This window comes from Agrococcus sp. ARC_14, from assembly GCF_022436485.1.
GTDB lineage: Bacteria > Actinomycetota > Actinomycetes > Actinomycetales > Microbacteriaceae > Agrococcus.
Window position 1 is genome coordinate 1,271,065 of sequence record NZ_JAKUDO010000001.1, and the last position, 22,871, is coordinate 1,293,935.

Consider the following 22,871-nt stretch of genomic DNA (forward strand, 5'->3'; position numbering starts at 1 on the left):
GCTCAGCGATGCTCGATCTGCACGTGCCGCAGCTGCTTCGTCAGCGGTTCGATCGGCACGCGCACCGTGAGCATGCCGGCGTCGTAGGAGGCGGTGATCGAGTCGTCCTGTGCGCCCTGCGGCAGCCGGATGTCGCGAGCGAGCGCGCCGTAGCGGAACTCGGTGCGCTGCGGCTCGCGCTGATCGCGGTGACGCTCGGCATGGATCCGCAGCACGCCGTGCTCGATCATCACGTCGATGTCGCGCGCCGGATCGAGCCCCGGCAGCTCGGCGTGCACGATGAACGCGTCATCTTCGACGACCTCCTCGACGCGGATGCCGGGCAGCGGGCTCTTGCCGTCCCAGCCGCCCATGAGCGCGAACGCATCCACCCATTCCGTGAAGGGCGGGAAGACCGGGTGCTTCCGTGCGCTGTCGACGGTCATGACGAGCTCCCTCCGTAGGCGTGCACCTGCCCCAGGTCTACTCCGGTCGGGAGGGCGGGGCAACGTGCGGTCGACGGAGGGCGGGGCGGATGCGCCATCACCGGTGCCGATGGCGGTTCGGGTCGCGCGCGTGCTTCGATGGCGGCATGAGCGACACCAGCGAGAGCAGCCAGGGCGGCAGGACGAGCAGCGACAGCACCGAGATCCGCGTCGTGCAGGCGAGCCGCGTCATCGCGGCCCCTGCCGACGTCATCTTCGAGCAGATCGCCGATCCGTCGCGGCAGCCGGCGTGGGACGGCAACGACAACCTCGGCGAGGCACCGGAGGGACAGCGCGTGCGCGCGGTGGGCGACGTGTTCTCGATGACTCTCAACAAGGGTGCGGTGCGTGAGAACCACGTGGTGGAGTTCGAGGAAGGGCGCCGCATCGCCTGGAAGCCAGCCGAGCAGGGCACGCCTCCCATCGGGCAGCTGTGGCGATGGGAGCTCGAGCCCGAGGGTGCGGGCACCCGCGTGACCCACACCTACGACTGGAGCGAGCTGCACGACGAGAAGCGGCTCGCGCGCGCCCGCAGCACGCAGGCCGAGAACCTGCTCGCCTCGATCGACCGCCTCGCCGAGCTGCTCCAGGGCTGAGCGCTCGCCCCGCGACAGAGATGTGGCCATCGGCTGCCTCGCGCGCGGCTGACAGGCAGATCCCCACATCTTTGCTGGGATGCTGTGGCCCGGCGAGCGCCTGGGCTCGCTGAGGGGTAGCATGGGCACAGGCGTCAGCTCGCCGGTCACCGCCGGTGCCGCATCGCGGCATCCCGCACACCGCAGCCGCCGCCGCCGGCTCGACGATCCGCCGCTTTGCATGAGGCGCTCGCCGCAGCACGAACGCCGGGGCCTCTCCTTCGGTCCCGCCTCGAACGGAGGACATGTGGCAGACGCCGCAACCATCGATGCGCGCCAGACGGACACCAACCCGTCGGACACATCCCCCGAGACGACGTCGCGTGACCGCGACGCACTCATCCCGCAGCTCGCACGTGCCGTCCGGCAGGTCGAGGCGGGAGTCAAGCGAGGCGCCGCCTCGCGCTCGACCCGCGTGAAGCTGCAGGTCGTCGCCATGCTCGCCCGCGAGGAGCGCGCTCGCGTCCGCGCCGACGCCGCCCTCACCGACGCGCAGCGCGCCGAAGACCTCAAGCGGCTCGACGGCATCGCCGTCATCCTCGCGAAGGCAGCGAGCCGCGAGCCCACGCTGCTGCCGCTGCTGGGCGATGGCGCCCCGATCACCGATGCGGTGAAGGAGCGCAAGCGCGAGATGCTGCTCGCTGCCGGACTGGAGCCGGAGCCCGAGCAGGAGGCCGCCGCCGAGCCCGAGTCGAGCGAGCCGCAGGCGCCGCAGGTGGTGCCGCCGTCGGTGCACCGCGTGCAGCTCGCCAACCCGTTCCTCGAGCCTGATCTCTCGCACATCCGCCGCAAGCCCGAGCGTGACCGACTCGCCGGCTTCGACCTGCTCTCGCCGCTCTACCTCTCGTTCGAGGTCGCGGCAGACGGCAAGCCCGCGTGCATGCCGCTGCCAGAGCCCAAGCAGCGCGTCGCCCCCGGCGGCGAGGAGCTCATGCACCACCAGGCGCAGCTCGTGCAGTCGGCCAGGGACGGCCACCGCACGTTCCTGCTCGCTGACGAGCCCGGCCTCGGCAAGACCGCCCAGGCGCTGCTCGCGGCGCAGGCCGCGAACGCCTTCCCGCTGCTCGTCGTCGCCCCCAGCGTCGTCAAGATCAACTGGGCGCGCGAGACCGAGCGCTGGGTGCCGGGCCGCCGCGCCGCGGTGCTGCAGGGCGACGGTGACGCGCTCGACGCCTTCGCCGACGTCGTGATCGTCAACTACGAGGTGCTCGACCGCCACATGAGCTGGCTCGAGCGCTTCGGCTTCCGCGGCATGGTCGTCGACGAGGCCCACTTCATCAAGAACACGCGCTCGAAGCGGTCGCGCCACGTGCTGCAGATCGCTGCGGCGCTGCGGGAGCGCATCGGCAACCCGCTCCTGATGGCGCTGACGGGCACGCCGCTCATCAACGACATCGAAGACTTCAGCGCCATCTGGCGGTTCCTCGGCTGGATCGACCACAAGGAGCCGAACGCCGAGCTCACCGAAGACCTCGAAGAGGTCGGGCTCACGCCCATGGACCGCAGCTTCTACCCCGCTGCCCGCCAGGCCGTCATCGACATGGGCATCGTGCGCCGCCGCAAGATCGACGTCGCGAGCGACATCCCCGCCCGCCGCATCGCCGACATCCCCGTCGAGCTCGACGAGTCGGCGGTGCGCTCCATCCGCGCCGCGGAGCGCGAGCTCGTCGACCGCATGCTGCGCCGCTACGACGCCGCCATGCTGCAGCGCGCGGCAGATGACGACGGCACCATCGACGACGACCTCATCCGCCGTATCGCCCGCAGCGAGGTCGAGACGCAGGAGGGCGGCACCGGCGAGAACGTGTTCGCGCTCGCCCGCCGCATCGGCCGCGCCAAGGCCGATCTCGCCGCCGACTACGCGGCGCAGCTCGCTCACTCGGTCGGCAAGGTCGTCTTCTTCGCCAAGCACATCGACGTCCTCGACACGGCAGAGGCCACGCTAGCGAAGGCCGGCATCAAGACCGTCTCGATCCGCGGCGACCAGACGCCGACGCAGCGCCAGAAGGCGATCGACTCGTTCACGAACGACGCCTCGGTGCAGGTCATCGTCTGCTCGCTCATGGCCGCCGGCGTCGGCGTCAACCTGCAGGCTGCCGCAGACATGGTGCTCGCCGAGCTCTCGTGGACCGACGCCGAGCAGACGCAGGCGATCGACCGCATCCACCGCATCGGCCAGAACATGCCGGTCACCGTGTGGCGCATCCTCGCCGCGCAGACGATCGACACCCGCATCGCCGAGCTGCTCGACACGAAGGCCAGCCTCGTCGGCCGCGCGATCGACGGCACGGCGGGCGACCAGCCCACGAGCGGCGACCTGCGGCTCGAGGCGGTCACCGGCATGCTGCACGACGCGGTCGCGGCGCGCGACCAGGCCTAGCGGACAGCGGGGAGCAGACGGTGGCCGACGCGATCTTCGAGGATCCGCGCCTGGCCGCCGTCTATGACCCGCTCGACCCCGATCGCAGCGACCTCGAGGTCTACGCGACCCTGGTCGACGACGAGCTCGGCGCGCGATCGGTGCTCGACATCGGCTGTGGCACGGGCACCTTCGCGCTGATGCTCGCCGCGCGCGGTCTCAGCGTCGTCGGCGTCGACCCGGCGCGCGCATCCGTCGACGTCGCCCGCGGCAAGCCCGGTGCCGAGCGCGTGCAGTGGCACGTGGGCACGGCGGATGGGCTGTCGACGATGGCTGCGGACGTCGCGACCATGACGGCGAACGTCGCCCAGGTGTTCCTCGGTGACGCCGATTGGCACGCGGTGCTCGTCGCGGCCCACGATCGACTGCGACCGGGCGGCACGCTGGTGTTCGAGGCGCGCAGGCCCGAGCGACAGGCGTGGCTCGACTGGACGCCGGAGCGCACGCGTCAGATCGTCGACGTGCCGCACGAGGGGCCGGTCGAGGACTGGGTTGAGGTGACGGAGGTCGACACGGCGGCGCCCGGCGGACCGATCGTCACGTTCGTCTCGCCGACCGTGTTCCACCGCGACGGCCATCGCATCGACTCGGTGTCGACGCTGCGATTCCGCACGCGCGAGGCGATCGAGCGCTCGCTCGTGGCCGCCGGCTTCGAGGTGCTCGACGTGCGCGACGCGCCCGATCGCCCCGGTCGCGAGTGGGTCTACCTCGCGCGTCGGCCTTCAGCTACGGCTGGGGCGACGCGTTCTCGAGGGAGAGGGCGCGGGCCTGCTCCAGCGCCTGCGTGAAGACCTCCGCCGGCTGGGCGCCGGAGAGCCCGAGCTGCATGTCGAACACGAAGAAGGGCACGCCGTTCACGCCCAGCTGCTGCGCCTGGTCGATGTCGGCGCGCACCGATGGCAGGTAGCGCTCGTCCGAGAGCGCCTCGCGGATCTCCTGCTCGTCGAGGCCAGCAGCTGTGCCGATCGCGACCAGCGCATCCGCGCTGCCGATGTCGACGCCCTGCTCGAAGTGGGCAGAGAGCAGGCCCTCCTTCACCGCGTCAGCGGCCCCGGGCGCGTCGGCGCGCTTGGCCTTCGCGAGGTGCAGCAGCTGGTGCGCGCGCAGGCTGTTCGCGACCACGAGCCGGTCGAAGTCGTAGTGCAGGCCCTCGCCGGCCGCCTGCGTCGAGACGTGCTCGAACATCTGCCGCACCTGCTCCGCCGGCATGCCCTTGCGGCTCGCGAGGTACTCGACCTCCGTGCCGTCGTAGTGCTCCGGCAGCGTCGGGTCGAGCTGGAAGGAGTGCCACGTCACCTCGACGTCGTCCTTGTGCTCCCAGGCGCCCAGCGCCCGCTCGAACCGGCGCTTGCCGATGAAGCACCACGGGCACGCCATGTCTGACCAGATATCGATCTGCATGCTGGGGGCAACGCGGCATCGCCCCGGCTGATTCCGGATCCGCGGATGGCGTTCAGCGGGTGTGGCTCAGGCAGGCAGCTCGTCGATGAGCGCGTCGGCCTCTGGGTCGTCCCAGTCGTCGAGGTCGTCATCATCGTCGACGTCGATGGATGCCGCATCGGCGGACGCGGCGGTCTCGACATCGACCGCTGCCACGTCGCCGTCGGCGCCCAACCAGGCGTCGGCGGCCGCCTCGAGGTCGTCGTCGGGGCCCTCGTCGGTGTCGTCGTCGTCGCGGTCGGCGTCCTCGGCCAGCTCGTCCCGCAGCCACTGCGCGAGCGCGCCCTCGGCCTCCGCGTCGACCATCGCCTCGACGTTCTCCTCATCGAGCAGCAGGATCGCCGCGACCTTGTCGTCGTCGCGCGCGACGATCGTGTCGTCGTCTCCATCGTCGCCCGCGATGCGCTCGACGGAGTCATGCCAGCCGGCCATGACGTCCTCGACCAGTGCGGCCATCCGCTCTCGATCCTCCAGCCAGTCGCTCATCGTGCCTCCTCTGCGTGCGAACCGGATCCAGTCTGCACCCGTCGCTGGCGACGCGCCTGCAGGATGTAGTCGACTCCGGCGATCACGTGCAGGCCGATGCCCAGCAGCATGAGCGTGAGCCCTACAGGCGTCGCCCAGCTGAGCACCGTGTGCCCCAGCAGCAGCACCACGATCGCCGTCAGCAGCAGCGCCGTGCGCACCTTGCCCACCCAGGAGACGTGGATGCTGCCGTCGCGTGCCTCGCGACCGGCGAACACCACCGTTGCGACATCGACCGCGGCGATCACGACGAGGATCCACCAGTCGACGGCACCGCCGATCGCGAGCGCGAGGGTCACGCCGATGATGCCGACGCGGTCGGCGATCGGGTCGAGCACCTCGCCGAGGCGCGACTCCTGGCGCAGGGCGCGGGCGAGCACGCCGTCGATCCAGTCGGTCGCCGCCCACAGCGCCAGCAGGATCGTCGGCAGCCACGAGCCGGGCGCGCCCACGACGATCAGCCAGCACACCGGCACGAGCAGCAGCAGCCGCGCGAGCGTGATGACGTTCGGCAGCGTGGCGACGCGCGTGAAGAAGGGGTCGCCCGGATCGCGGTCGCGAGCCGAGAGGAGGGGCATGCCTTCTTGATAGCACAGCCGTCCGTCGGGCTCGGCGCCGCTATGCCCGCTGCCGGTTCCAGCTCCTGGTCGCGAAGCCCACCATGATGCCCACGAGCGCGCCGACGATCGACTCGACGAGCCGGTCGACGAGCAGCACCTCCGCGGGCGTCGGCGACGCCAGGTGCACCGCCAGCAGTGCGAGCGGCGTGATGCAGATCATGGCGATGCCGTAGTTGCGGCCGACCAGCAGCTCGGCCCCGAACGTGAAGGCGACGATGAGCACCACCACCCAGAGCGCAGACGGCTGGAGCGCCAGCAGCCCGGCGGCGACGAGCACACCGAGCGTCGTGCCGAGCATGCGGTGCGTGCCGCGCACGACGCCCGCTGCGAGCGTGGCGGTCGAGACGGGCACGAGCGCAGACACCATCGCCCAGTAGGGGTGGCCGATGCCGAGCAGCACCGCGATCGTGCCGGCCAGCAGCACCCCGATCGCGTAGCGCGCCACGCGGCGCAGCTGCACCCGGCGGCCGGCCCGCAGCGTCCAGTCGCGCGTCAGCTCGCCGGGCGGCGTCGGCAGCCCGCGGGCACGCCGCAGCGCAGTGCCCGCCGAGCCGACGAGCACGGCGAAGGCGGCGGATGCGGCGGCGACGAGGGTCGCGAGGCCCGCGTCGGCGAGCGTGCCGCCCGGCAGTGACGCGGAGCCGGAGAAGGCGAAGAGCGCGAACAGCGGGCCTGGCGGGTGCCAGTCCTCGGCGTCGGAGACGACGGAGACGAGTCCGGCCAGCACCGCACCCGCGGCGATCATCAGCCAGGCGGGGGAGGGCAGCATCGCGACGAGCGAGCCGAGGCCGACCATCGTCACGAGCACCCCAGCCGCAGTGAGCTGCATCGTCAGCCGCGACAGGTGCACGCGATTGCGCCCGTAGAGCGCGGCGAACGCGCCGAATGCCGCCCAGGGGGCCCACTCCGGCCGGCCGATCAGCAGCAGCACCGCGAGCGGCACGAGCGTCGAGACGGAGGCCCGGATCGCGACCCGGTGCGCCCCGGCGTGCGGCCCGAAGGCGAGCAGGCTCTCGCGCAGGAACGTGCCGTGGTGCGAGCGCCGCACAGCGCTCACGCGCCCGGCCCGGCGCGCTGCGCGAGACCCTGACGCACCATCTCGACGATGCGGAGCACGAGCTGCTCGCGCGTCTGCTCGTCGAGCGAGCGCAGCGGCCCCTCGACGGTGAGCAGCGCGAAGCCGTGCACCGACGACCAGGCGAGCGCCTCGGCGCCGGCGCGCTCCTGCTCGGCGAGCTCGCCGACCTCGACGAGGGCGTCGAGGGCTCGCTCGAGCTGCTCGTAGGGTGTGCGACCGCAGCTGCCGCGACCTCGTTCGTCGTGCGCGGCATCGAGGTCGCCGTGGGTGCGGAACGCGATCCGGAACAGGCCGGGCTCGCGCCACGCGAAGCGGATGTACCCGGTGCCGACGGCCGCGAGCACGCCATCCGCCCAGGCGCGGCCGACGACATCCGTCACGAGCGCGACCTCGGCCTCCATCGCATCCGCCACCATCGCCTGCGCGCGCAGCGCCAGCTCGGAGACGAGCCGCTCGTGGCTCTCGAAGTGCCGGTAGACCGCGGAGGGTGCGACGCCGACCATCCTGGCGAGCTCGCGCACGCTGACAGCCTCCGGCCCCGCCGCGCGCGCAGCGTCGAGCCCTGCGTCGAGCAGCGCCCGACGCAGATCGCCGTGGAAGTAGCCCGATCTCGCCATCGCCCTTGAGCCTACGCTCGCTCGTGCGCTAATGTGAACGCCGTTCACACGCACGCGCGCACCCGCGCGAGGGCAGCACGGACGCACGAGGAGCAGTCATGGCAGTGCAGATGATCTTCCCCAACTACGCGGTCGCCGACATCGCCAGGGCGACGGCCTTCTACGAGGCGCTGGGCTTCGCGAAGAACCCCGTCTTCAGCGACGAGACGACGAGCTGCGTGGTCGTGAACGACCAGGCAGCGATCATGCTGCTGGAGCATGCCAAGTTCGACGAGTTCCTCACCGGCGACCAGCAGCGCGCCCCGCAGGGCACGCTCGAGAATCTGCTCGCCGTGCTCTTGGGAAGCAATGAGGAGGTCGATGCGTTCGCCTCTGCGGGCGCGTCAGCAGGCGGTACCCTCTCCAAGCCGGTCGAGGCGAACGAGTGGGGCATGTACGGCGGGCAGCTCACCGATCCAGACGGCCACATCATCGACTTCTTCTTCATGGAGGCACCGCAGGGCTGACCTGCGCCTCCACCTTCACGCACCGACGCGAACCCAGCGGGAGCACTCCCGCTGGGTTCGCGTCGCCTTCTCGGAGCATCATGCAGACCGAAACGCAGAACGAGCGGCCCATGCCGCAGACCAAGCCCGAGCCTCAGCGCCTCCCCCCGGGCGGCGCAGTGACCATCGCAACCCTGCTGGTGTCGGCATTCGTCGTCATCCTCAACGAGACGGCGATGAACGTCGCCATCTCGACCCTCATCCAGGATCCCGTGCTCGCCATCGACGAGCGCGCCGCGCAGTGGCTGACGACCGCGTTCATGCTGACCATGGCCGTCGTCATCCCGACGAGCGGCTGGCTCATGGCGCGCTTCAGCAAGCGCACCCTCTACGTCGCCGCGATGGCGGCGTTCATCCTCGGCAGCGTGATCGCCGGCATCGCGCCCTCGTTCCCGCTGCTGCTGCTCGGCCGCATCGTGCAGGCCTCCGGCACGGCGCTCGTGTTCCCGCTGCTCATGACGACGGTGATGGAGCTCGTTCCGCCCGCGCGCCGCGGCGCCTTCATGGGCACCATCTCGATGGTGATGTCGGCAGCACCCGCGCTCGGACCGACGGTCTCCGGCGTCATCCTGCAGTTCGCCTCGTGGCGCTGGATCTTCCTCGGCATCGCACCGCTCGCGCTGCTGTTCCTGTTCCTCGGCGCGAGGAACCTGGGCGGCAGCCCGCAGCCGCAGCGGCCGCGGCTGGACGGCGTCTCGATCCCGCTCGCCGCGCTCGGCTTCGGCGGCCTGGTCTACGGGCTCTCGCTGATCGGGGCTGAGGGGCTGCCGGCGTGGCAGCTGCCGGTCGCGCTCGGCGTCGGCGTCGTCAGCCTGGTCGCGTTCGTGCTGCGCCAGCTGCGACTGCAGCGCACCGACGACGCGCTGCTCGACCTGCGCACCTTCCGCCACCCGCTGTTCACCGCATCCGTCGTCGTCATGACGATCGCGATGGCCGCGATGTTCGGCACGCTCATCATGCTGCCGCTCGTGCTGCAGGACTCGATGGGGCTCGAGCCTCTGCACGTCGGCCTCATCACCCTGCCGGGCGCGCTCATGACCGGCCTGCTGGGGCCGGTGGTCGGCAATCTCTACGACCGCTTCGGGCCTCGACCGCTGGTGATCCCCGGCGCGCTGGTCGTGCTCACCGCGCTGCTGCTCTACACGACGCTGCACATCTCGACGCCCTGGTGGATGGTGCTGATCATGCAGATGGTGCTGATGCTCGGCTTCGCCTTCACCTTCCCGCCGCTGTTCACCGTGTCGCTCGGGGCGCTGCCGAAGCACCTCTACGGCCACGGCTCCGCGACCATCAGCACCGTGCAGCAGGTCGCTGGCGCCGCCGGCACCGCGGCGTTCGTGACGATCATGGCGACGCGACAGACGCAGCTGGTCGCCGAGGGCGTGGCCAACGGCGAGGCGCTGCTGGAGGGCGCGCGCATCGCGTTCATGGGCGCTGCGGCGCTGTGGGTGCTGGGCGTCGCCGCGACCTTCTGGCTGCGGAAGCCCGCGGACGACGTGCCGGATGAGCGCGAGCACGACGAGTCGGCGCTCGCCGACGAGGTGCGCTGAGCGCTGCCGACAGCAGACGGGGCCGGGCGATGTGTCGCACCCGGCCCCGTCTGCGTGCGTCACGCGGTCGGCGTCGGCTGCCCCATGACGCGCACGGCCTCGGCGGCGTGCTCCTCTGTGACCTGCACGCCGTAGCGCTCGGCGCGCAGCGCCTGGATGCTCGTGAAGTCGCGCTTGCCGCCCGTCAGGGCGTGCTGCACGACTGCTGCGATCATGCCGAACGCGGCGCCCATCAGGAGCGCCCAGATGACCCACACCCACGAGTTGGCGATGACGAGGCCGAACAGCAGGCCGACGAACAGCCCGAACCAGGCGCCGCCGAGCGCGCCGGTGAGCGCGGCGCGGCCGTAGGTCATGCGGCCCAGCACCTGCTCGACGGTCGTCAGCCCGGTGCCGACGATCCGCACGTGCTGCACGGGGAACTTCGCGTCGCTCAGCCTGTCGACGAGCGCCTGCGCCTGCTCGTAGGTGTCGAACTCCGCGATCGTGGTCGACGGGGGCGTCGGCTGCGTGCGGGCCTGCTCGGGGTTCTGGATGTCGGTCATGGCGGCTCCTCTTCGCCCACGCGGGCGTCGGCTCGATCCTGGCACTGCGGGCTGTGCCTCGGCCAGGGGCACATCAAGGCCGGCCGATAGATTGCTGGCGTGGAAGAGATCCTGCAGTTCGCCGGCAGCTACTGGTGGCTCATCTTCATCATCGGCCCGGTGGTGGGCGGATGGGTCGGCGGCGTCGCCAAGTACAACGAGCGTCGGCGGCGTGACCGCATCGAGCTCGAGCGCGTTCGGCGTGCTCCGGTGGGGTCGGTCGAGGGCGCTCCCGCCCAGCAGCCGCGGGCCGATCAGCAGGCGGAGCAGGCTGATCGCGACCGGCAGATCGAGCGCATCCTCGCCGATCACGACGAGGTCGACCGCCGGTGGCTCGACTTCGAGCTCGATGTCTCGAAGCTCATCGACTACCCGCTCATGACCGACATGCGGGAGCCGCTCACGCAGACCTTCCACCGCGCGAAGCGAGTGGCGGATGGGCTCCGGCCCGAGGCGCCGGAAGCGCTGCGGGCGGCGGGGTCGCTGGAGCGCTATCGCGAGGCCGTGCGCGACTACGAGGTCGCGTTCGAGGCGGCGGTGCGCGAGGCGAAGCGGCGGGCGCAGTCGGCGTTCAGCGACGCGGAGCGCGGCAGGCTGCAGACGGCGCAGCGGCTGATGGCGCTCGCCGAGAGCGAGGCCTCGACGCCCGCGGAGCGGCAGAGCGCATACAAGCAAGCGCGCAAGGAGCTCGACGGCCTGATCGCGCTGCCGGACGCGACGACGCATGACATCGAGCGCCGCATCGCGGGGGAGTTGAGCCCGTAGGACGTCACGAGACCTAGCGCCGATCCTCCGGCGCGGCCGCATGCAGGCCGCCCGCCCCGCCGCGCTCGTCCGGTTCGAACGCCGCGATCTTCGCCACCGCATCCGCCACCGTGTCGACCAGCGCGATGCCCGCCTCGCCCGGCTTGCCCCGCATGACCGCCTGCAGCAGCGGCCAGGCAGGCATCGTCTCGCTCCAGAAGCGCTCGCCGAGCAGCACGAGCGGCGCCCACGCGCCCTCATCTGCGTAGGAGTTCTCGCAGGCATCCTGGAAGACCTCCTGCACGGTGCCGCCGCCGCCGGGCAGCACGACGATGCCCGCGTTCGCGACCCGCAGCAGGATGTCCTCGCGCACGGAGTTCTGGAAGTACTTCGCGATCGAGGTCGCGAACGAGTTGGGCGGCTCGTGCCCGTAGTGCCAGGTGGGGATGCCGAGCGAGACGCCGTCGCCGACGCGCGTGGCGACGGCGCGCGCCGACTCGATCCAGTGCGGGATGGAGCCATGGAACGACGGCACGGCGGCGAGCTCGTCGATGGCCGTGTCGAGCTGCTCTGGGGAGAGCGCGACCGCGCGGGCACCTAGGTTGCCCGCCTCCATCGCCCCGGGCCCGCCGCCCGTCGCGACGATCCTGCCCGCTCGGGCAAGGCCGTGCGCGAGGTGCGCAGCCTGCCGGTACTCGTCCGAGTCGCGGCGCAGCGCGTGGCCGCCCATGATCCCGACGATCTGCTTGCCCTGCACCCACTCGGCGAGCGCATCGTCGATGGAGTGGTCGTGGAGCGCCGCGGCGAGGGTGTCGGCGACGTCGTGGTGGCGGGTGCGCGACCAGGCGTAGACGCGCGCGTCGAAGGTCGTCGGGTAGCCGCTCTCGATCCCGGCGACGAGGTCGTCGGGCGTGTAGAGGGAGGACCGGTAGGCGTTGAAGGGCGTGTCGGGCACGTCGTCGAAGATCAGCGCGCCATCGCGCACGAGCCGTTCCTTCGCCTCGGCGGGCAGGTCGGAGCCCATGACGAGCGCACCCTCGCCGTGCAGCTTCGCCAGCGCGTCGCCGCGCTCACGCAGGTCGAGATCCTGGATCCGCCAACCGGCCATGCTCGTCGCCCTGCTGGCGAAGCGGTCGAACGCCGCGAGCGTCGAGATGTCGAGCCGTCGGCCGTGCTGCGGTCGCTGATCGAAGTCGCGCATGCGGGGGAGCCTACCCAGCGGAGACCGCGCCGACCGCCGACGCTGTGGTGATCGACAACCGCGACCTAGGAGCCGCTGGCCCCGCTCGTCGCGTGCACCTCGATGCGACTGCCGCCGCCCGGCACCGGCACGACCCGGATGCGCGAGGGTATGCGCTCCTGCATCTGCTGCACGTGGCTGATGATGCCCACGCTGCGGCCGCCGACGCGCAGCTCGTCGAGGGTCGACATCGCCGCCTCGAGCGTGTCCTGGTCGAGCGAGCCGAAGCCCTCGTCGACGAACAGCGTCTCGAGCGAGACGCCGCCCGACTCGGCCTGCACGACATCCGCCAGGCCGAGCGCGAGCGCGAGCGATGCAAGGAAGGTCTCGCCACCCGAGAGCGACCGGGTCGTGCGCGCGAGCCCGGTGTGCGCGTCGACGACGGCGATGCCGAGTCCGCTCGCCCGGCCGTGGGAGGCTCGCTCCTCGTCGTGCACCAGCGTGAACCGTCCGTGGGTCATCGCCGAGAGTCGCGCGTTCGCCGCGTCGATGATCGTCGCGAGCCGAGTCGCGAGCACGTAGGTCTCGATGTCCTGCGCGCGCTCGTTCTTGCCGTCGAGCGCCCGCGCGAGCGCGCGCACCGTCTCGGCGTGCTCGGCGCCCTCGGAGAGCGAGCGGATGGCCTCCCTCGCGGCGGCGAGGTCGCCAACGGCGAGTCGGCGGGTCGTCTCGCCCGCCGCTGCCGTGCGTGCCGCCTCGGCGGAAGCACTCGTGGCCTCGCGCAGCGCCTCTTCGAGTGGCTCGAGATCCGGAGCATCGCCCAGGTCGGCAAGATCTGGTTGCGCCAGCACGCCGCGCGCCCGCGCGACCGCGTCGTCGTGCTGCGAGATGCGCTCGCGCATCGCCGTGCGAAGGGAGCGCTCGAGCCGCATGGCCGCCGTCGCCGCTCGGTCGGGCAGCGCGTGCTCCGCCAGCGCCGCTGCGCCCGCGACGGCTGCGGCCGTCTGCTCTGCGAGCGCCTTCGCGGCCTCCGCATCCGCATCGAGCCAGCTGCGCAGCGCGTCGCGCACGCTCATGGTGGCCGCGAGCAGCGCGGCGGCGTCGGGGTGGCCGCCGAGTCCGTGGGCGAGCCGCTCACGCGCCTGATCGCGGCGTGCGCTGGCCGTGGCGGCCGCGACGCTGTGCGCCTCGGCGCTGCGCTCGAGCTCGGCGAGTCGAGCGTCGAGCCGCTGGGCCTCCGCCTCGTGCTCGGCGAGCTGCTCGGTGGTGGCGTCGCGGGCGGCGGCGGCCTCCTCTGCGGCGCGCAGCGCCGCCGTCGCGAGCTCGAGCTCGTCGTGCAGCGCGCCTCGATCGGCATCGCCCGCGCGGCCCTGCTCCCTGGCGAGCTGCTGCTCGAGCTCGGCGAGCGCCTCGTGCGCGGCAGCGGCCGCGGTCAGCGCGAGCCCGCTGCGCTCCAGCGCCGCCGCGACGTCGTCGGCAGTGACGGCGTCGGGCGCGGGCGCGTGCGGGGCGGGGTGCTCGACAGCGCCGCAGACCGGGCACGGCGTGCCCTCTGCGAGTGCGCCCGCCAGCTCGCCCGCCATGCCGTCGATCCGTGCGGTCTGCAGCCGGTGCAGCTCGTCGGCCGCGTCATGCTGGTCGGCCGCGCTGCGCACGGCAGCTGCCTTGGCGGCGCGGATCGGCTCGGCGAGCCTGTCGGCCGCGTCGCGGGCATCCAGCCGCCCGGTTGCCGCGGCGAGCCGCTCGGAGGCAGCATCGGCGCCTGCCGCGAGGGCGCTCGCCGCCTCGAGGGCGTCGACGATCGACTGGCGCGCAGCGGGGGCGGCAGCGCGGAGCCGCTTCGCGGCAGCGACCGCCGCAGTCGCATCGGCCGCGGCGGCCTCCGCCGAGGTCGCGACGCGCTCGAGCGCTGGGAGCGATGTCTCGAGCCTGCTGGTCTCGGACGCGAGCGCAGCAGCGTCGGCGGCGACGTCGTGCTCGACCTCGACGGCCGTGCGCGATGCCTCCACGCCCTCCGGGAGCCCCGCAGTCGCCTCCTCGAGCGCGCTCGCCGCCCGGTCGGCCTCGGCGTCGGCACGCGCCCAGCGCTCGAGCGCTCCGGCTGCCTCGCCGGCACGATCGGCGTCCGCGAGACGCGCACGGTCCTCAGCGATCGCTGCCGCGTCCTCGTCGAGCCGAGCGAGCGCTGCCACGGCGCCGTCGCGCCGGGCGATGCGCTCGGCGACCGCCCTCGCGGCGTCGCGCGCCTGCCGCGCGTCCCGCTCAGCGGCCGCAGCGGCCACCGCCCGAGCCGCCGACAGCTCGACATGCGAGGTGATGGCACTCTCGAGCGCCGACAGCGCCATCGCTCCGTCGTCCGCGTCCGCCAGCGCCGCGTCCTCCGCCTCGAGCAGCGACGCCGCGGCGTCGCGCACGCGCGCGGCCCGGTCGTCGCGCACTCGTTCCTGCTCGTCACGGGCTGCATCGACGGCACGCGCATCCGAGAGCAGCAGCTCCCGCAGCCGCCGCATGCTGCCGGTGCCGAAGAGCCGCTCGAGCAGCGTCTTCCGCACCTTGCTGTCGGCCTGGAGGAACTCGGCGAATCCGCCCTGCGCGAGCAGGATCACCTGCAGGAACTCGTCCTTGCGGAGACCCAGGATGCTGCCGATCTCCGTGCTCGCATCGTCGACGCTGGTCGCCAGGATCTGCCATCCGTCGCCCTGGCGCTCCCAGAGCGTCGCGGTGGCACGCTCCTTGGTGAGCCCGCTGCCGCGCAGCTTCGGCCGCTCGTACTCCGGCGTGCGTCGCACCCGCAGCACGCGCTCGCCGACCGCCAGCTCGAGCTCGACCCAGGTGCGGTCGCTCGGCCCGGCGAGATCGCTGCGCACGTGCGGCGCGCCGGCATAGCGCGGGGCGCTGCCGTAGAGCGCGTAGGCGACGGCGTCCAGGATCGTCGACTTGCCCGCCCCGGTCGGACCCGCGATGAGGTAGAGGCCGTCGGCGTCGAACGACGCGAAATCGATCTCGAAGCGCTCCCGGAACGGCCCGAATGCCGCGAGCTCGAGCCGCAGCAGCTTCACAGCGCTGCCCGCATCACAGGCCGGCCTCGACAGCCGCTGCACGCGCGACGGCGTCGCGCACGAGCGCTGCCTCCGCCTCGTTCGCGCCGACGCCGGCGCGAACGTGCACGAGGAAGTCTCCGACGACCTCCGCCTCGCTCCGCCTGGCGAGCCGAGCGTGCAGGTCGAGCGTCGGTGCGTCCTCTCCACCGATCCACTGCACCTCTGCCGCGTGCGGCCAGCGCTCCTTGAGCCGCCGCATCGCATCCACGGGCCGCAGCCGGTCGGTGAGCCGCACGCGCAGCCAGTCCTGCTCGGTGCCGTCGTGCTCGGGGTCGGACAGCAGCGCGTCGAGCTCGCCCTCGATCGTCGTCAGCGACCGCGGCACCGGCAGCTCGACCCACGCGACCTCCGCCAGCCCATCCGCGTCGAGGTCGACGAGCCACCCGCCGCGCAGCGGCGAGCGCTCCCGGAAGGAGTAGTGCAGCGGGGCGCCCGAATAGCGCACCGAGGGCGAGAGCTCCTGCCGTGAGTGGATGTGGCCGAGCGCGACGTAGTCAACGCCGTCGAGATGGGTGAGCGGCACCACGTCGAGGCCGCCGGCGGTGATGTCGCGAGGGGCATCGTCCTCGGGCTCGGCGACGCCCGCCGCGAAGCAGTGCGCGAGCACGACCGCGCGCCCCGTGTGCTCGAGCCGTGACGCACGCACCGCATCCATCGCCCATCGGACGGCGTCTGCCTGGTTCGCGATGCCGGCCTCGGGCAGCGCGGCCCGCAACGCCACCGGCTCGAGGTAGGGGAGCGCGTAGACCTGCACCGGCCCGTGCTCGTCGGCGAGCTCGATGCGCCACGACTCCGGCTCGAGCGCCTTGGTGCTCAGGTGGAGCCCGCCTGCGCGCGCGAAGCCTGCGTTGGCCCCCAGCCTCGCCGCCGAGTCGTGGTTGCCGCTCGAGAGCACGATCGCGGCTCCTGCGGCGCGGATCTCGGCGAGGGCCAGCGTGAGCGCGTCGACGTGCCGCCCCGCGGGCATCGCCGAGTCGTAGATGTCGCCGGCGACCAGCACCACGTCGATGCGCTGACGGCGAACGATCGCGGCGAGCTCGCGGAGCACGCCCAGCAGCGCATCCACGGTGTCAGCCCCGTGGAACGTGCGCCCGACGTGCCAGTCGGAGGTGTGCAGCAGCCGCATGCCACCACGCTACGGGCGACCGCCGACGGATCGGCGCAGCCCCGCGCGCAGATAGTATGGACAAAGCCCCTGCCCGCGCGCTCGAGAGGGACTGCACCACGTGCTGCTCACTGTGACGACACTCGCCGTACTCGGCGTTGTCGCCAGCGCGCTCAGCAGCCGGATGGGCCGCTTCGTGTTCCTGCTGCCGGCGGCCGCGAGCCTGGCCGCCGCCGTCTGGTTCGGCATGCAGGCGCCGCTGATCGCAGACGGCGGGATCCTGCAGGAGCGCGTCGAGTGGATGCCGGCGCTCGGCATCGCGGTCGACCTCCGGCTCGGCTCCCTCCAGTGGCTGCTGGCCATGGTCGTGCTCGGCGTGGGCGGCTGCATCTTCGTCTACTGCGCGTGGTACTTCGAGTCGAAGCGCCTCGCCAACCGCACCGTCGGCCTGCTGACCGGGTTCGCCGCCTCGATGCTGTTGCTGGTGCTCTCCGACGACCTCATCGTGCTGATGGTCGGGTGGGAGCTCACGACGATCTTCAGCTACCTGCTCGTCGGGCTGAACCACCGCTCGGCGAGCAACCGGCGGGCGGCGCAGACAGCGCTCATCGTCACCACCATCGGCGGGCTCACGATGCTCATCGGCATCCTGATGCTGCGCGCGGAGAGCGGCTCGTTCTCGCTCGCGGCCACGCTCGCCGATCCGCCGCAGACGGTCGCCGCGGCCTGGGCGGCTGCGCTCATGGTCGTCGGTGCGCTGTCGAAGTCGGCCATCGTGCCGTTCCAGTACTGGCTGCCGGGCGCGATGGCGGCGCCGACGCCTGTCTCCGCCTTCCTGCACGCGGCGGCGATGGTCAAGGCCGGCATCTTCCTCATCGCAGCCCTCAGCCCCGCCTTCGTCGAGCTGCCCTGGTGGCGCTGGGGGCTCGTCAGCCTCGGCATCGTCACCATGCTGCTCGGCGCCGTGCGCGCCATGCGGCAGCTCGACATCAAGGTGCTGCTCGCACACGGCACGGTCAGCCAGCTCGGCCTGCTCGTGACGGTGCTCGGCATCGGCACCCACGCCTCGATGCAGGCCGGCCTGACGCTGCTGGCGGCGCACGCGGTCTTCAAGGCGGCGCTGTTCATGGTCGTCGGCGTCGTCGACAAGGCCACTGGCACGCGCGATCTGCGCGAGCTCGGCGGCCTGGCACGACGGATGCCGATGGCGGCGGGGGCGGCGATCCTCGCGGCCGCGTCGATGGCAGGGATCCCGCCTGCGCTCGGCTTCCTCGGCAAGGAGGCGGCGCTGGATGCCGCGCTCGGCGATGCTGAGGGCGGCCTGATGGCGATCGGCTGGGTCGCGTTCATCGGCATCGCGGTGGGGGCTGCGCTCACGGTCGCCTACTCGCTGCGACTGGTGGTCGGCACCTTCTTCGGTTCCCTGCACACCGAGCCGAAGCGCAAGTCGCCGATGCTGGTCATCGCTCCGGTGGCGCTCGCGCTGATCGGCCTGGTCGGCGGCTTCGGGGGCGACCTCATCTCGCACCTGCTGGAGCCGCAGGTCGATGCGGTGCCTGCGGGCGAGGACGCCCCGCACCTCGCGCTCTGGCACGGCTTCACACCGGCCCTGATCTCGTCGATGGCGGCGTGGGTGGTCGGCGCGCTCGCCTTCCGAGCCTTCGGTCGTCGCCGTCGCGTGCCGCACGGCCAGGACCCGCTCGAGCGGGCCTATCACGCCGGCATGCGCGGCCTGGACCGTCTCGCCGTCGAGGTGACCAGCCGCATCCAGACCGGTTCGCTCCCGATGCACCTGACGACGATCCTGCTCGTGGTCGTCGCCTTCCCCGGCGTCGCGCTGCTGATCTCCGGTGCGCTCACGAGCGACCTGCGCCTCTACGACTCCGCCGGCCAGATCGCCACCGCGATCATCGTCAGCATCGCCGCCGTCACCACGACCACCACGCGCGGGCGGCTCAAGGCGTTCATGCTGCTCTCGGTCGCCGGCTACGGCGTCGCGCTGCTGTTCCTGCTGCACGGCGCGCCGGACCTCGCGCTCACGCAGGCGCTCGCCGAGACGGTCTTCCTCGTCATCCTCGTGCTCGTGCTGCGCCGGCTGCCGAAGTACTTCACCAACCGACCGCTGCGCGCGGCGCGCTTCCTGCGCGCGGCCCTCGGCATCGCGGTCGGCACGTTCGCGGCGCTCGCGTCACTCGCTGCGCTGCAGGCACGCACCGCAGAACCGATCTCCGATGGCTTCTACCGCTGGGCCTACGAGTTCGGCCACGGCGAGAACATCGTCAACGTCACGCTCGTCGACATCCGCGCCTGGGACACGCTCGGCGAGGTCTCGGTGCTGCTGGCGGCCGCCACCGGCGTCGCGAGCCTCATCTTCGTGCGCCGGCCCGTCGCGGGCACCGGCGTGCTGCGCCCGACCGACTCCTCGACCGGGCGCCGCACCTGGCTGCGCGGCGCCTTCACCGATGAGCAGATGGCCTCGCCCGTGCTCGAGATGATGACGCGGCTGCTGTTCCCGATCATGATGATGCTCTCGATCTACCTGCTGGCGGTCGGCCACTACGAGCCGGGCGGCGGCTTCGCAGGAGGCCTGGTCGCGGGCATCGCGCTCGCCGTGCGCTACCTTGCCGGCGGTCGCGACGAGCTGCTCGAGGCGGTGCCGTTCGACGCGGGCAAGCTGCTCGGCGGCGGCATGGCGGTCGTGGTGCTCAGCATGATCTGGCCGGTGCTGATCGGCGGCCGCATCGGCGAGTCCTACGCGGTCTCTGCGACCCTGCCGGTGCTCGGCGAGCAGAGCCTCGTGACGACCGTGTTCTTCGACATCGGTGTCTGGCTCGTCGTGATCGGCGCGATGCTCGACTTCGTGCGCTCGCTCGGCGCGGGCGTCGATCTCCACAGCGAGCAGAACCTCGCGCCCCGCCCGCAGTGGCGCTCCGACCGCTCGCTGCCTGCCGAGGGGATGCGCCGATGACCCCCACGCTCATCCTCGCCATCGCCGGCGGCGTGCTCATCGCCGCGGGCGTCTACCTGCTGCTCGAGCGCAGCCTCATGCGCATCCTCGCCGGAGTCATGCTCGCGGGCAACGGCGTCAACCTGCTCTTCCTGGTCTCCTCAGGCCCCGCGGGCGTCGCGCCGATCGTGGGCGAGGACCCAGAGGCGATCGCCGATCCGCTGCCGCAGGCGATGGTGCTCACGGCCATCGTGATCTCGCTCGCCACCGCCGCGTTCCTGCTCGCGATGTCCTACCGCTCCTTCCAGCTCGAGGGTCACGACGAGGTCGCCGACGACGTCGAGGATGCCATCGTGCGCCGTCGCGCCGAAGCAGACCTCTCGAGCGAGGGCTTCGTCGACATGGAGGCGGCCGGCGACACGGAGTCCGGCGGCAGGTCCGACTCGGAGTCGGGCGGCCGATCCGACTTCGGCCCCATCGCGCACCCCGAGCGCGAGACCGGCAGCCGCGCAGAGGATGAGGAGGCGCGCTGATGGATCTCGCGAACCTCGTCCCCATCCCCGTGCTGCTGCCGCTGCTCGGCGCCGGCATCACGCTCATCCTCGCCCGGCACCCCGCCTGGCAGAAGATCGTTTCCGGCACGACGCTCGGCCTCGTCGCCGTGTTCGCGCTCATCCTGTGCATCGCAGCGGATGCGAACGGTCCGATCGTGCTGTGGGTCGGGGCGTGGCCCGAAGGGCTGGGCATCGTGCTCGTCGCCGACCGGCTGTCGTCGCTCATGGTGCTGGTCTCGAGCATCGTCACCGCGATCGTCGTGATCTTCCCCTCGAAGCGCGATGTCGCCGACAGCGCCGACGGCGCGCCGGTCTCGGTCTTCCACCCCACCTTCCTGGTGCTGACCGCCGGCGTCTCGAACGCGTTCCTCGCCGGAGACCTCTTCAACCTCTTCGTGGGCTTCGAGATCCTGTTGTTCTCGTCCTACGTGCTGATCATGCTCGGCGCCACGAGGGAGCGCGTGCGCGCGGGCTCCACCTACGTGGTGGTGAGCGTGCTGTCGTCGACGCTGTTCCTGCTGGCGATCTCGATCGTCTACGGCGCCACCGGCACCGTGAGCTTCGCGCAGCTGCCGGAGCGCCTCGCGGCGCTCGACCCCGGACTGCAGCTGACGATCCAGCTGCTGCTGCTCGTCGTGTTCGGCATCAAGGCAGCCATCTTCCCGCTGCAGGCTTGGCTGCCCGACTCCTACCCGACGGCCCCCGCGAGCGTCACGGCGGTCTTCGCCGGGCTGCTGACCAAGGTCGGCGTCTTCGCGATCGTCCGGCTGCAGACGCTGCTCTTCCCCGACAGCCCGCTCACCGAGCTGCTGCTGGTGGTGGCGATCCTGACGATGCTGCTCGGCATCCTCGGCGCGCTCGCCCAGGGCGAGATCAAGCGACTGCTCTCGTTCACGCTCGTGAGCCACATCGGCTACATGCTGCTCGGCATCGCGCTCGGCACCGAGGCGGGCCTGGGCGGTGCGATCTTCTACATCGTCCACCACATCCTTGTGCAGACAGCGCTGTTCATCGTGGTCGGGCTGATCGAGCGCGTTGGCGGATCCACGAGCCTTGCCAGGCTCGGCGGCCTCGCCAGCGTGCCGTTGCTGGCCGTGCTGTATCTGCTGCCGGCGCTGAACCTGGGCGGCATCCCACCGCTCTCCGGCTTCCTCGGCAAGGTCGCGCTCATGGATGCCGCGCTCGCGACCGACAGCCCGCTCGCGCTCATCGCCGTCATCGCAGGCGTCGCGACGAGCCTGCTGACGCTCATCGCGGTCATCCGCGTGTGGCAGCGCGCCTTCTGGCAGGACCGCGGCGAGGACGACGACCGCGTGCACTCGCTGCGCGTGCTGCCCCGCATCTGGGTGGTCGCCGCCTCCGTCCTCGTCGGCATCACCGTCGCGCTCACGGTGATCGCCGGTCCGCTGACCGACTTCGCCTACCGTGCTGCCACCGACATCCACGGCGGCGCCTACCAGATCGCGGTCGAGGAGGCGACGCCATGAATCGACCGAAGCTGCGGTACCGCATCTCCCTCGTCGCGACCATCGGCCTCACCATCGTGTGGGTGATGCTGTGGGGCGAGTTCACCCTCGGCGCCCTCATCTGGGGCGTGCTCGTCGCACTGCTGATCCAGGTGCTCTTCCCGCTGCCCGAGGTGCCGGAGCTCGAGTCGTTCCGGCCGATCGGCTTCCTGCGACTCATGGCCGTGACCCTCTGGGGCCTGCTGATCTCGAGCTTCCAGGTCGCGGCGAAGGTGCTGGCATTCTGGCGGCCGACGAAGAATGCCATCATCCGGGTGCCGCTGCGCAGCGACTCCGCGTTCATCACCGCCATCACGGCGGAGCTCGTCACGCTCGTGCCCGGCTCGGTCGCCATCGACGCTGGCGAGGGCTGGCTGCTCGTGCACGTCTTCGACGCCTCCACGCCCGAGCAGGTCGAGAAGGCACGCGCCAAGGTGCGCTCGACCGAGTCGACGGCGCTGCGGGCATTCGGCACCGCAGAGGATCGCGCCCTCCTGGAGGTGGACTGATGGATGTCATCCTCATCATCGCGGGCGTCATGCTCGTGGTCGCGGCAGCGCTCACGCTCGTCCGCATCGTGCGCGGGCCCGGGCCGGCAGACCGCGTGGTCGCGACCGACGTGCTCATCACGACCGTCGCGGGCTCGCTCGCGGTCGAGGCCGCGATCAACCGTCACAGCTACACGATCGCGGTCATCGTCGTGCTCTCGCTGCTGGCCTTCGCCGGCACCGTCTCGATGGCCCGCTTCGTCGCGGGCCGCGAAGGCGTCGTCGGCACCGGGCCGGCCGCCGCTCGCGTCGACCCCGCCGAGGGCGATGCGCCCGCCGAGCCGCCTGCCGGTGATCAGCCCGCCGGTGATCATGAGGAGCAGCGATGACCTTCGAAGGTGTGCTCGACGTCCTCGGCTCGGTGCTGATCCTGATCGGTGCGGCCTTCACGCTCACCGCGGCCATCGGGCTCGTGCGGCTGCCCGACGTGCTCAACCGGATGCACGCGGCCTCGAAGCCGCAGTCGCTCGGCTTCCTGCTGCTGTGCGCAGGGCTCGCCGTCGTGCTGCGCGATCCGGGCACGACCACCATGCTCATCCTGGCCGCGGGCATGCAGCTCGTGACGGCACCGGTCGCGACGCAGATGATGGGCAAGGCCGCCTATCGCACCGGCCAGTTCCGCTCGGACATCGTGATCGTCGACGACCGCACGCCGAGCCCGGACGAGGAGAGCGACGAGCCCGGCGAGACCAGGTAGGATCGGCGTGCAT

At 71.8% G+C, this 22,871-nt stretch carries 22 protein-coding genes; 12 read left to right on the forward strand and 10 right to left on the reverse strand.

Annotated elements, in window-relative coordinates:
* Nucleotides 1-2: 2 nt before the first annotated feature.
* On the reverse strand, nucleotides 3-425 hold the full coding sequence (locus tag MKD51_RS06370) for an Hsp20/alpha crystallin family protein (protein ID WP_240239440.1): 423 nt from the start codon (nucleotides 423-425) through the stop codon (nucleotides 3-5).
* A gap of 146 nt (nucleotides 426-571) precedes the next feature.
* Here MKD51_RS06370 and MKD51_RS06375 point away from each other — a divergent pair, with 146 nt between their 5' ends.
* From MKD51_RS06375 to MKD51_RS06385, 3 genes are all read left to right on the forward strand, one after another.
* The gene (locus MKD51_RS06375; protein ID WP_240239442.1) at nucleotides 572-1,060 is read left to right on the forward strand and encodes an SRPBCC family protein; all 489 of its coding nucleotides are present in this window, start codon (nucleotides 572-574) and stop codon (nucleotides 1,058-1,060) included.
* 286 nt (nucleotides 1,061-1,346) lie between these two features.
* Nucleotides 1,347-3,479: a DEAD/DEAH box helicase gene (locus MKD51_RS06380; RefSeq protein ID WP_240239444.1), complete on the forward strand. Its 2,133-nt coding sequence runs from the start codon at nucleotides 1,347-1,349 to the stop codon at nucleotides 3,477-3,479.
* A gap of 20 nt (nucleotides 3,480-3,499) precedes the next feature.
* Complete coding sequence (locus tag MKD51_RS06385) at nucleotides 3,500-4,306, forward strand: class I SAM-dependent methyltransferase (RefSeq protein ID WP_240239446.1); 807 nt, start codon at nucleotides 3,500-3,502, stop codon at nucleotides 4,304-4,306.
* On the opposite strand, the gene MKD51_RS06390 is transcribed toward MKD51_RS06385, so the two are convergent.
* From MKD51_RS06390 to MKD51_RS06410, 5 genes are all read right to left on the reverse strand, one after another.
* Nucleotides 4,245-4,919 carry a DsbA family oxidoreductase gene (locus MKD51_RS06390; protein ID WP_240239448.1) on the reverse strand — a complete coding sequence of 225 codons (675 nt, stop codon included), beginning with the start codon at nucleotides 4,917-4,919 and terminating at the stop codon, nucleotides 4,245-4,247. The genes MKD51_RS06385 and MKD51_RS06390 overlap by 62 nt on opposite strands.
* A 66-nt stretch (nucleotides 4,920-4,985) precedes the next feature.
* Complete coding sequence (locus MKD51_RS06395; RefSeq protein WP_240239450.1) at nucleotides 4,986-5,444, reverse strand: hypothetical protein; 459 nt, start codon at nucleotides 5,442-5,444, stop codon at nucleotides 4,986-4,988.
* Entirely contained in the window at nucleotides 5,441-6,061 is a 621-nt protein-coding gene (locus tag MKD51_RS06400) for a CDP-alcohol phosphatidyltransferase family protein (RefSeq protein ID WP_240239452.1), read from the reverse strand. Before MKD51_RS06400 ends, MKD51_RS06395 begins: the two co-directional genes overlap by 4 nt.
* 40 nt (nucleotides 6,062-6,101) lie before the next feature.
* Nucleotides 6,102-7,160 carry an FUSC family protein gene (locus MKD51_RS06405; RefSeq protein WP_240239454.1) on the reverse strand — a complete coding sequence of 353 codons (1,059 nt, stop codon included), beginning with the start codon at nucleotides 7,158-7,160 and terminating at the stop codon, nucleotides 6,102-6,104.
* Nucleotides 7,157-7,798: a TetR/AcrR family transcriptional regulator gene (locus MKD51_RS06410; RefSeq protein WP_240239456.1), complete on the reverse strand. Its 642-nt coding sequence runs from the start codon at nucleotides 7,796-7,798 to the stop codon at nucleotides 7,157-7,159. The genes MKD51_RS06405 and MKD51_RS06410 overlap by 4 nt, the downstream gene beginning before the upstream one ends.
* Nucleotides 7,799-7,896: 98 nt before the next feature.
* Here MKD51_RS06410 and MKD51_RS06415 point away from each other — a divergent pair, with 98 nt between their 5' ends.
* Together MKD51_RS06415 and MKD51_RS06420 are read left to right on the forward strand one after the other, a co-directional pair.
* Entirely contained in the window at nucleotides 7,897-8,304 is a 408-nt protein-coding gene (locus MKD51_RS06415) for a VOC family protein (protein WP_240239458.1), read from the forward strand.
* A 158-nt stretch (nucleotides 8,305-8,462) separates the two neighbouring features.
* Nucleotides 8,463-9,893 carry a DHA2 family efflux MFS transporter permease subunit gene (locus MKD51_RS06420; RefSeq protein WP_240239468.1) on the forward strand — a complete coding sequence of 477 codons (1,431 nt, stop codon included), beginning with the start codon at nucleotides 8,463-8,465 and terminating at the stop codon, nucleotides 9,891-9,893.
* 59 nt (nucleotides 9,894-9,952) lie between these two features.
* Here the strand turns inward: MKD51_RS06420 and MKD51_RS06425 are convergent, their stop codons facing one another.
* On the reverse strand, nucleotides 9,953-10,438 hold the full coding sequence (locus MKD51_RS06425) for a general stress protein (protein WP_240239470.1): 486 nt from the start codon (nucleotides 10,436-10,438) through the stop codon (nucleotides 9,953-9,955).
* 99 nt (nucleotides 10,439-10,537) lie between these two features.
* On the opposite strand from MKD51_RS06425, the gene MKD51_RS06430 reads away from it, so the two are divergent.
* Entirely contained in the window at nucleotides 10,538-11,242 is a 705-nt protein-coding gene (locus MKD51_RS06430; protein WP_240239472.1) for a hypothetical protein, read from the forward strand.
* Nucleotides 11,243-11,255: 13 nt separating this feature from the next.
* Here MKD51_RS06430 and MKD51_RS06435 read toward each other — a convergent pair whose 3' ends face one another.
* From MKD51_RS06435 to MKD51_RS06445, 3 genes are all read right to left on the reverse strand, one after another.
* Entirely contained in the window at nucleotides 11,256-12,422 is a 1,167-nt protein-coding gene (locus MKD51_RS06435) for an LOG family protein (protein ID WP_240239481.1), read from the reverse strand.
* A 65-nt stretch (nucleotides 12,423-12,487) separates the two neighbouring features.
* The gene (locus MKD51_RS06440) at nucleotides 12,488-15,460 is read right to left on the reverse strand and encodes an SMC family ATPase (protein ID WP_240239483.1); all 2,973 of its coding nucleotides are present in this window, start codon (nucleotides 15,458-15,460) and stop codon (nucleotides 12,488-12,490) included.
* 13 nt (nucleotides 15,461-15,473) lie between these two features.
* Nucleotides 15,474-16,628 (reverse strand): exonuclease SbcCD subunit D, encoded by a 1,155-nt coding sequence (locus tag MKD51_RS06445; protein WP_240239485.1) that lies wholly within the window; start codon nucleotides 16,626-16,628, stop codon nucleotides 15,474-15,476.
* Nucleotides 16,629-16,728: 100 nt separating this feature from the next.
* Between MKD51_RS06445 and MKD51_RS06450 the strand changes: the two genes are divergently transcribed.
* From MKD51_RS06450 to mnhG, 6 genes are read left to right on the forward strand one after another with little or no spacing between them, the layout of a single operon-like run.
* Nucleotides 16,729-19,575 (forward strand): Na+/H+ antiporter subunit A, encoded by a 2,847-nt coding sequence (locus tag MKD51_RS06450; protein WP_240239493.1) that lies wholly within the window; start codon nucleotides 16,729-16,731, stop codon nucleotides 19,573-19,575.
* Nucleotides 19,572-20,087: a Na(+)/H(+) antiporter subunit C gene (locus MKD51_RS06455; protein WP_240239495.1), complete on the forward strand. Its 516-nt coding sequence runs from the start codon at nucleotides 19,572-19,574 to the stop codon at nucleotides 20,085-20,087. The genes MKD51_RS06450 and MKD51_RS06455 overlap by 4 nt, the downstream gene beginning before the upstream one ends.
* A complete protein-coding gene (locus MKD51_RS06460) occupies nucleotides 20,087-21,595 on the forward strand; it encodes a Na+/H+ antiporter subunit D (protein WP_240239501.1) in 1,509 nt (502 codons plus the stop codon). Before MKD51_RS06455 ends, MKD51_RS06460 begins: the two co-directional genes overlap by 1 nt.
* Entirely contained in the window at nucleotides 21,592-22,122 is a 531-nt protein-coding gene (locus tag MKD51_RS06465; RefSeq protein WP_240239503.1) for a Na+/H+ antiporter subunit E, read from the forward strand. The genes MKD51_RS06460 and MKD51_RS06465 overlap by 4 nt, the downstream gene beginning before the upstream one ends.
* Nucleotides 22,122-22,490: a monovalent cation/H+ antiporter complex subunit F gene (locus MKD51_RS06470; RefSeq protein WP_240239505.1), complete on the forward strand. Its 369-nt coding sequence runs from the start codon at nucleotides 22,122-22,124 to the stop codon at nucleotides 22,488-22,490. Before MKD51_RS06465 ends, MKD51_RS06470 begins: the two co-directional genes overlap by 1 nt.
* Nucleotides 22,487-22,858, forward strand: a complete 372-nt coding sequence (gene mnhG, locus MKD51_RS06475; protein ID WP_240239506.1) for a monovalent cation/H(+) antiporter subunit G — start codon at nucleotides 22,487-22,489, stop codon at nucleotides 22,856-22,858. The genes MKD51_RS06470 and mnhG overlap by 4 nt, the downstream gene beginning before the upstream one ends.
* Nucleotides 22,859-22,871: the final 13 nt, after the last annotated feature.

Coding starts and splice junctions, on each gene's coding strand:
- MKD51_RS06375 (WP_240239442.1), top strand. CDS start 572: ATGAGCGACACCAGCGAGAGCAGCCAGGGCGGCAGGACGAGCAGCGAC.
- MKD51_RS06445 (WP_240239485.1), bottom strand. CDS start 16,628: ATGCGGCTGCTGCACACCTCCGACTGGCACGTCGGGCGCACGTTCCAC.
- MKD51_RS06370 (WP_240239440.1), bottom strand. CDS start 425: ATGACCGTCGACAGCGCACGGAAGCACCCGGTCTTCCCGCCCTTCACG.
- MKD51_RS06435 (WP_240239481.1), bottom strand. CDS start 12,422: ATGCGCGACTTCGATCAGCGACCGCAGCACGGCCGACGGCTCGACATC.
- mnhG (WP_240239506.1), top strand. CDS start 22,487: ATGACCTTCGAAGGTGTGCTCGACGTCCTCGGCTCGGTGCTGATCCTG.
- MKD51_RS06400 (WP_240239452.1), bottom strand. CDS start 6,061: ATGCCCCTCCTCTCGGCTCGCGACCGCGATCCGGGCGACCCCTTCTTC.
- MKD51_RS06390 (WP_240239448.1), bottom strand. CDS start 4,919: ATGCAGATCGATATCTGGTCAGACATGGCGTGCCCGTGGTGCTTCATC.
- MKD51_RS06415 (WP_240239458.1), top strand. CDS start 7,897: ATGGCAGTGCAGATGATCTTCCCCAACTACGCGGTCGCCGACATCGCC.
- MKD51_RS06465 (WP_240239503.1), top strand. CDS start 21,592: ATGAATCGACCGAAGCTGCGGTACCGCATCTCCCTCGTCGCGACCATC.
- MKD51_RS06395 (WP_240239450.1), bottom strand. CDS start 5,444: ATGAGCGACTGGCTGGAGGATCGAGAGCGGATGGCCGCACTGGTCGAG.
- MKD51_RS06425 (WP_240239470.1), bottom strand. CDS start 10,438: ATGACCGACATCCAGAACCCCGAGCAGGCCCGCACGCAGCCGACGCCC.
- MKD51_RS06455 (WP_240239495.1), top strand. CDS start 19,572: ATGACCCCCACGCTCATCCTCGCCATCGCCGGCGGCGTGCTCATCGCC.
- MKD51_RS06470 (WP_240239505.1), top strand. CDS start 22,122: ATGGATGTCATCCTCATCATCGCGGGCGTCATGCTCGTGGTCGCGGCA.
- MKD51_RS06460 (WP_240239501.1), top strand. CDS start 20,087: ATGGATCTCGCGAACCTCGTCCCCATCCCCGTGCTGCTGCCGCTGCTC.
- MKD51_RS06410 (WP_240239456.1), bottom strand. CDS start 7,798: ATGGCGAGATCGGGCTACTTCCACGGCGATCTGCGTCGGGCGCTGCTC.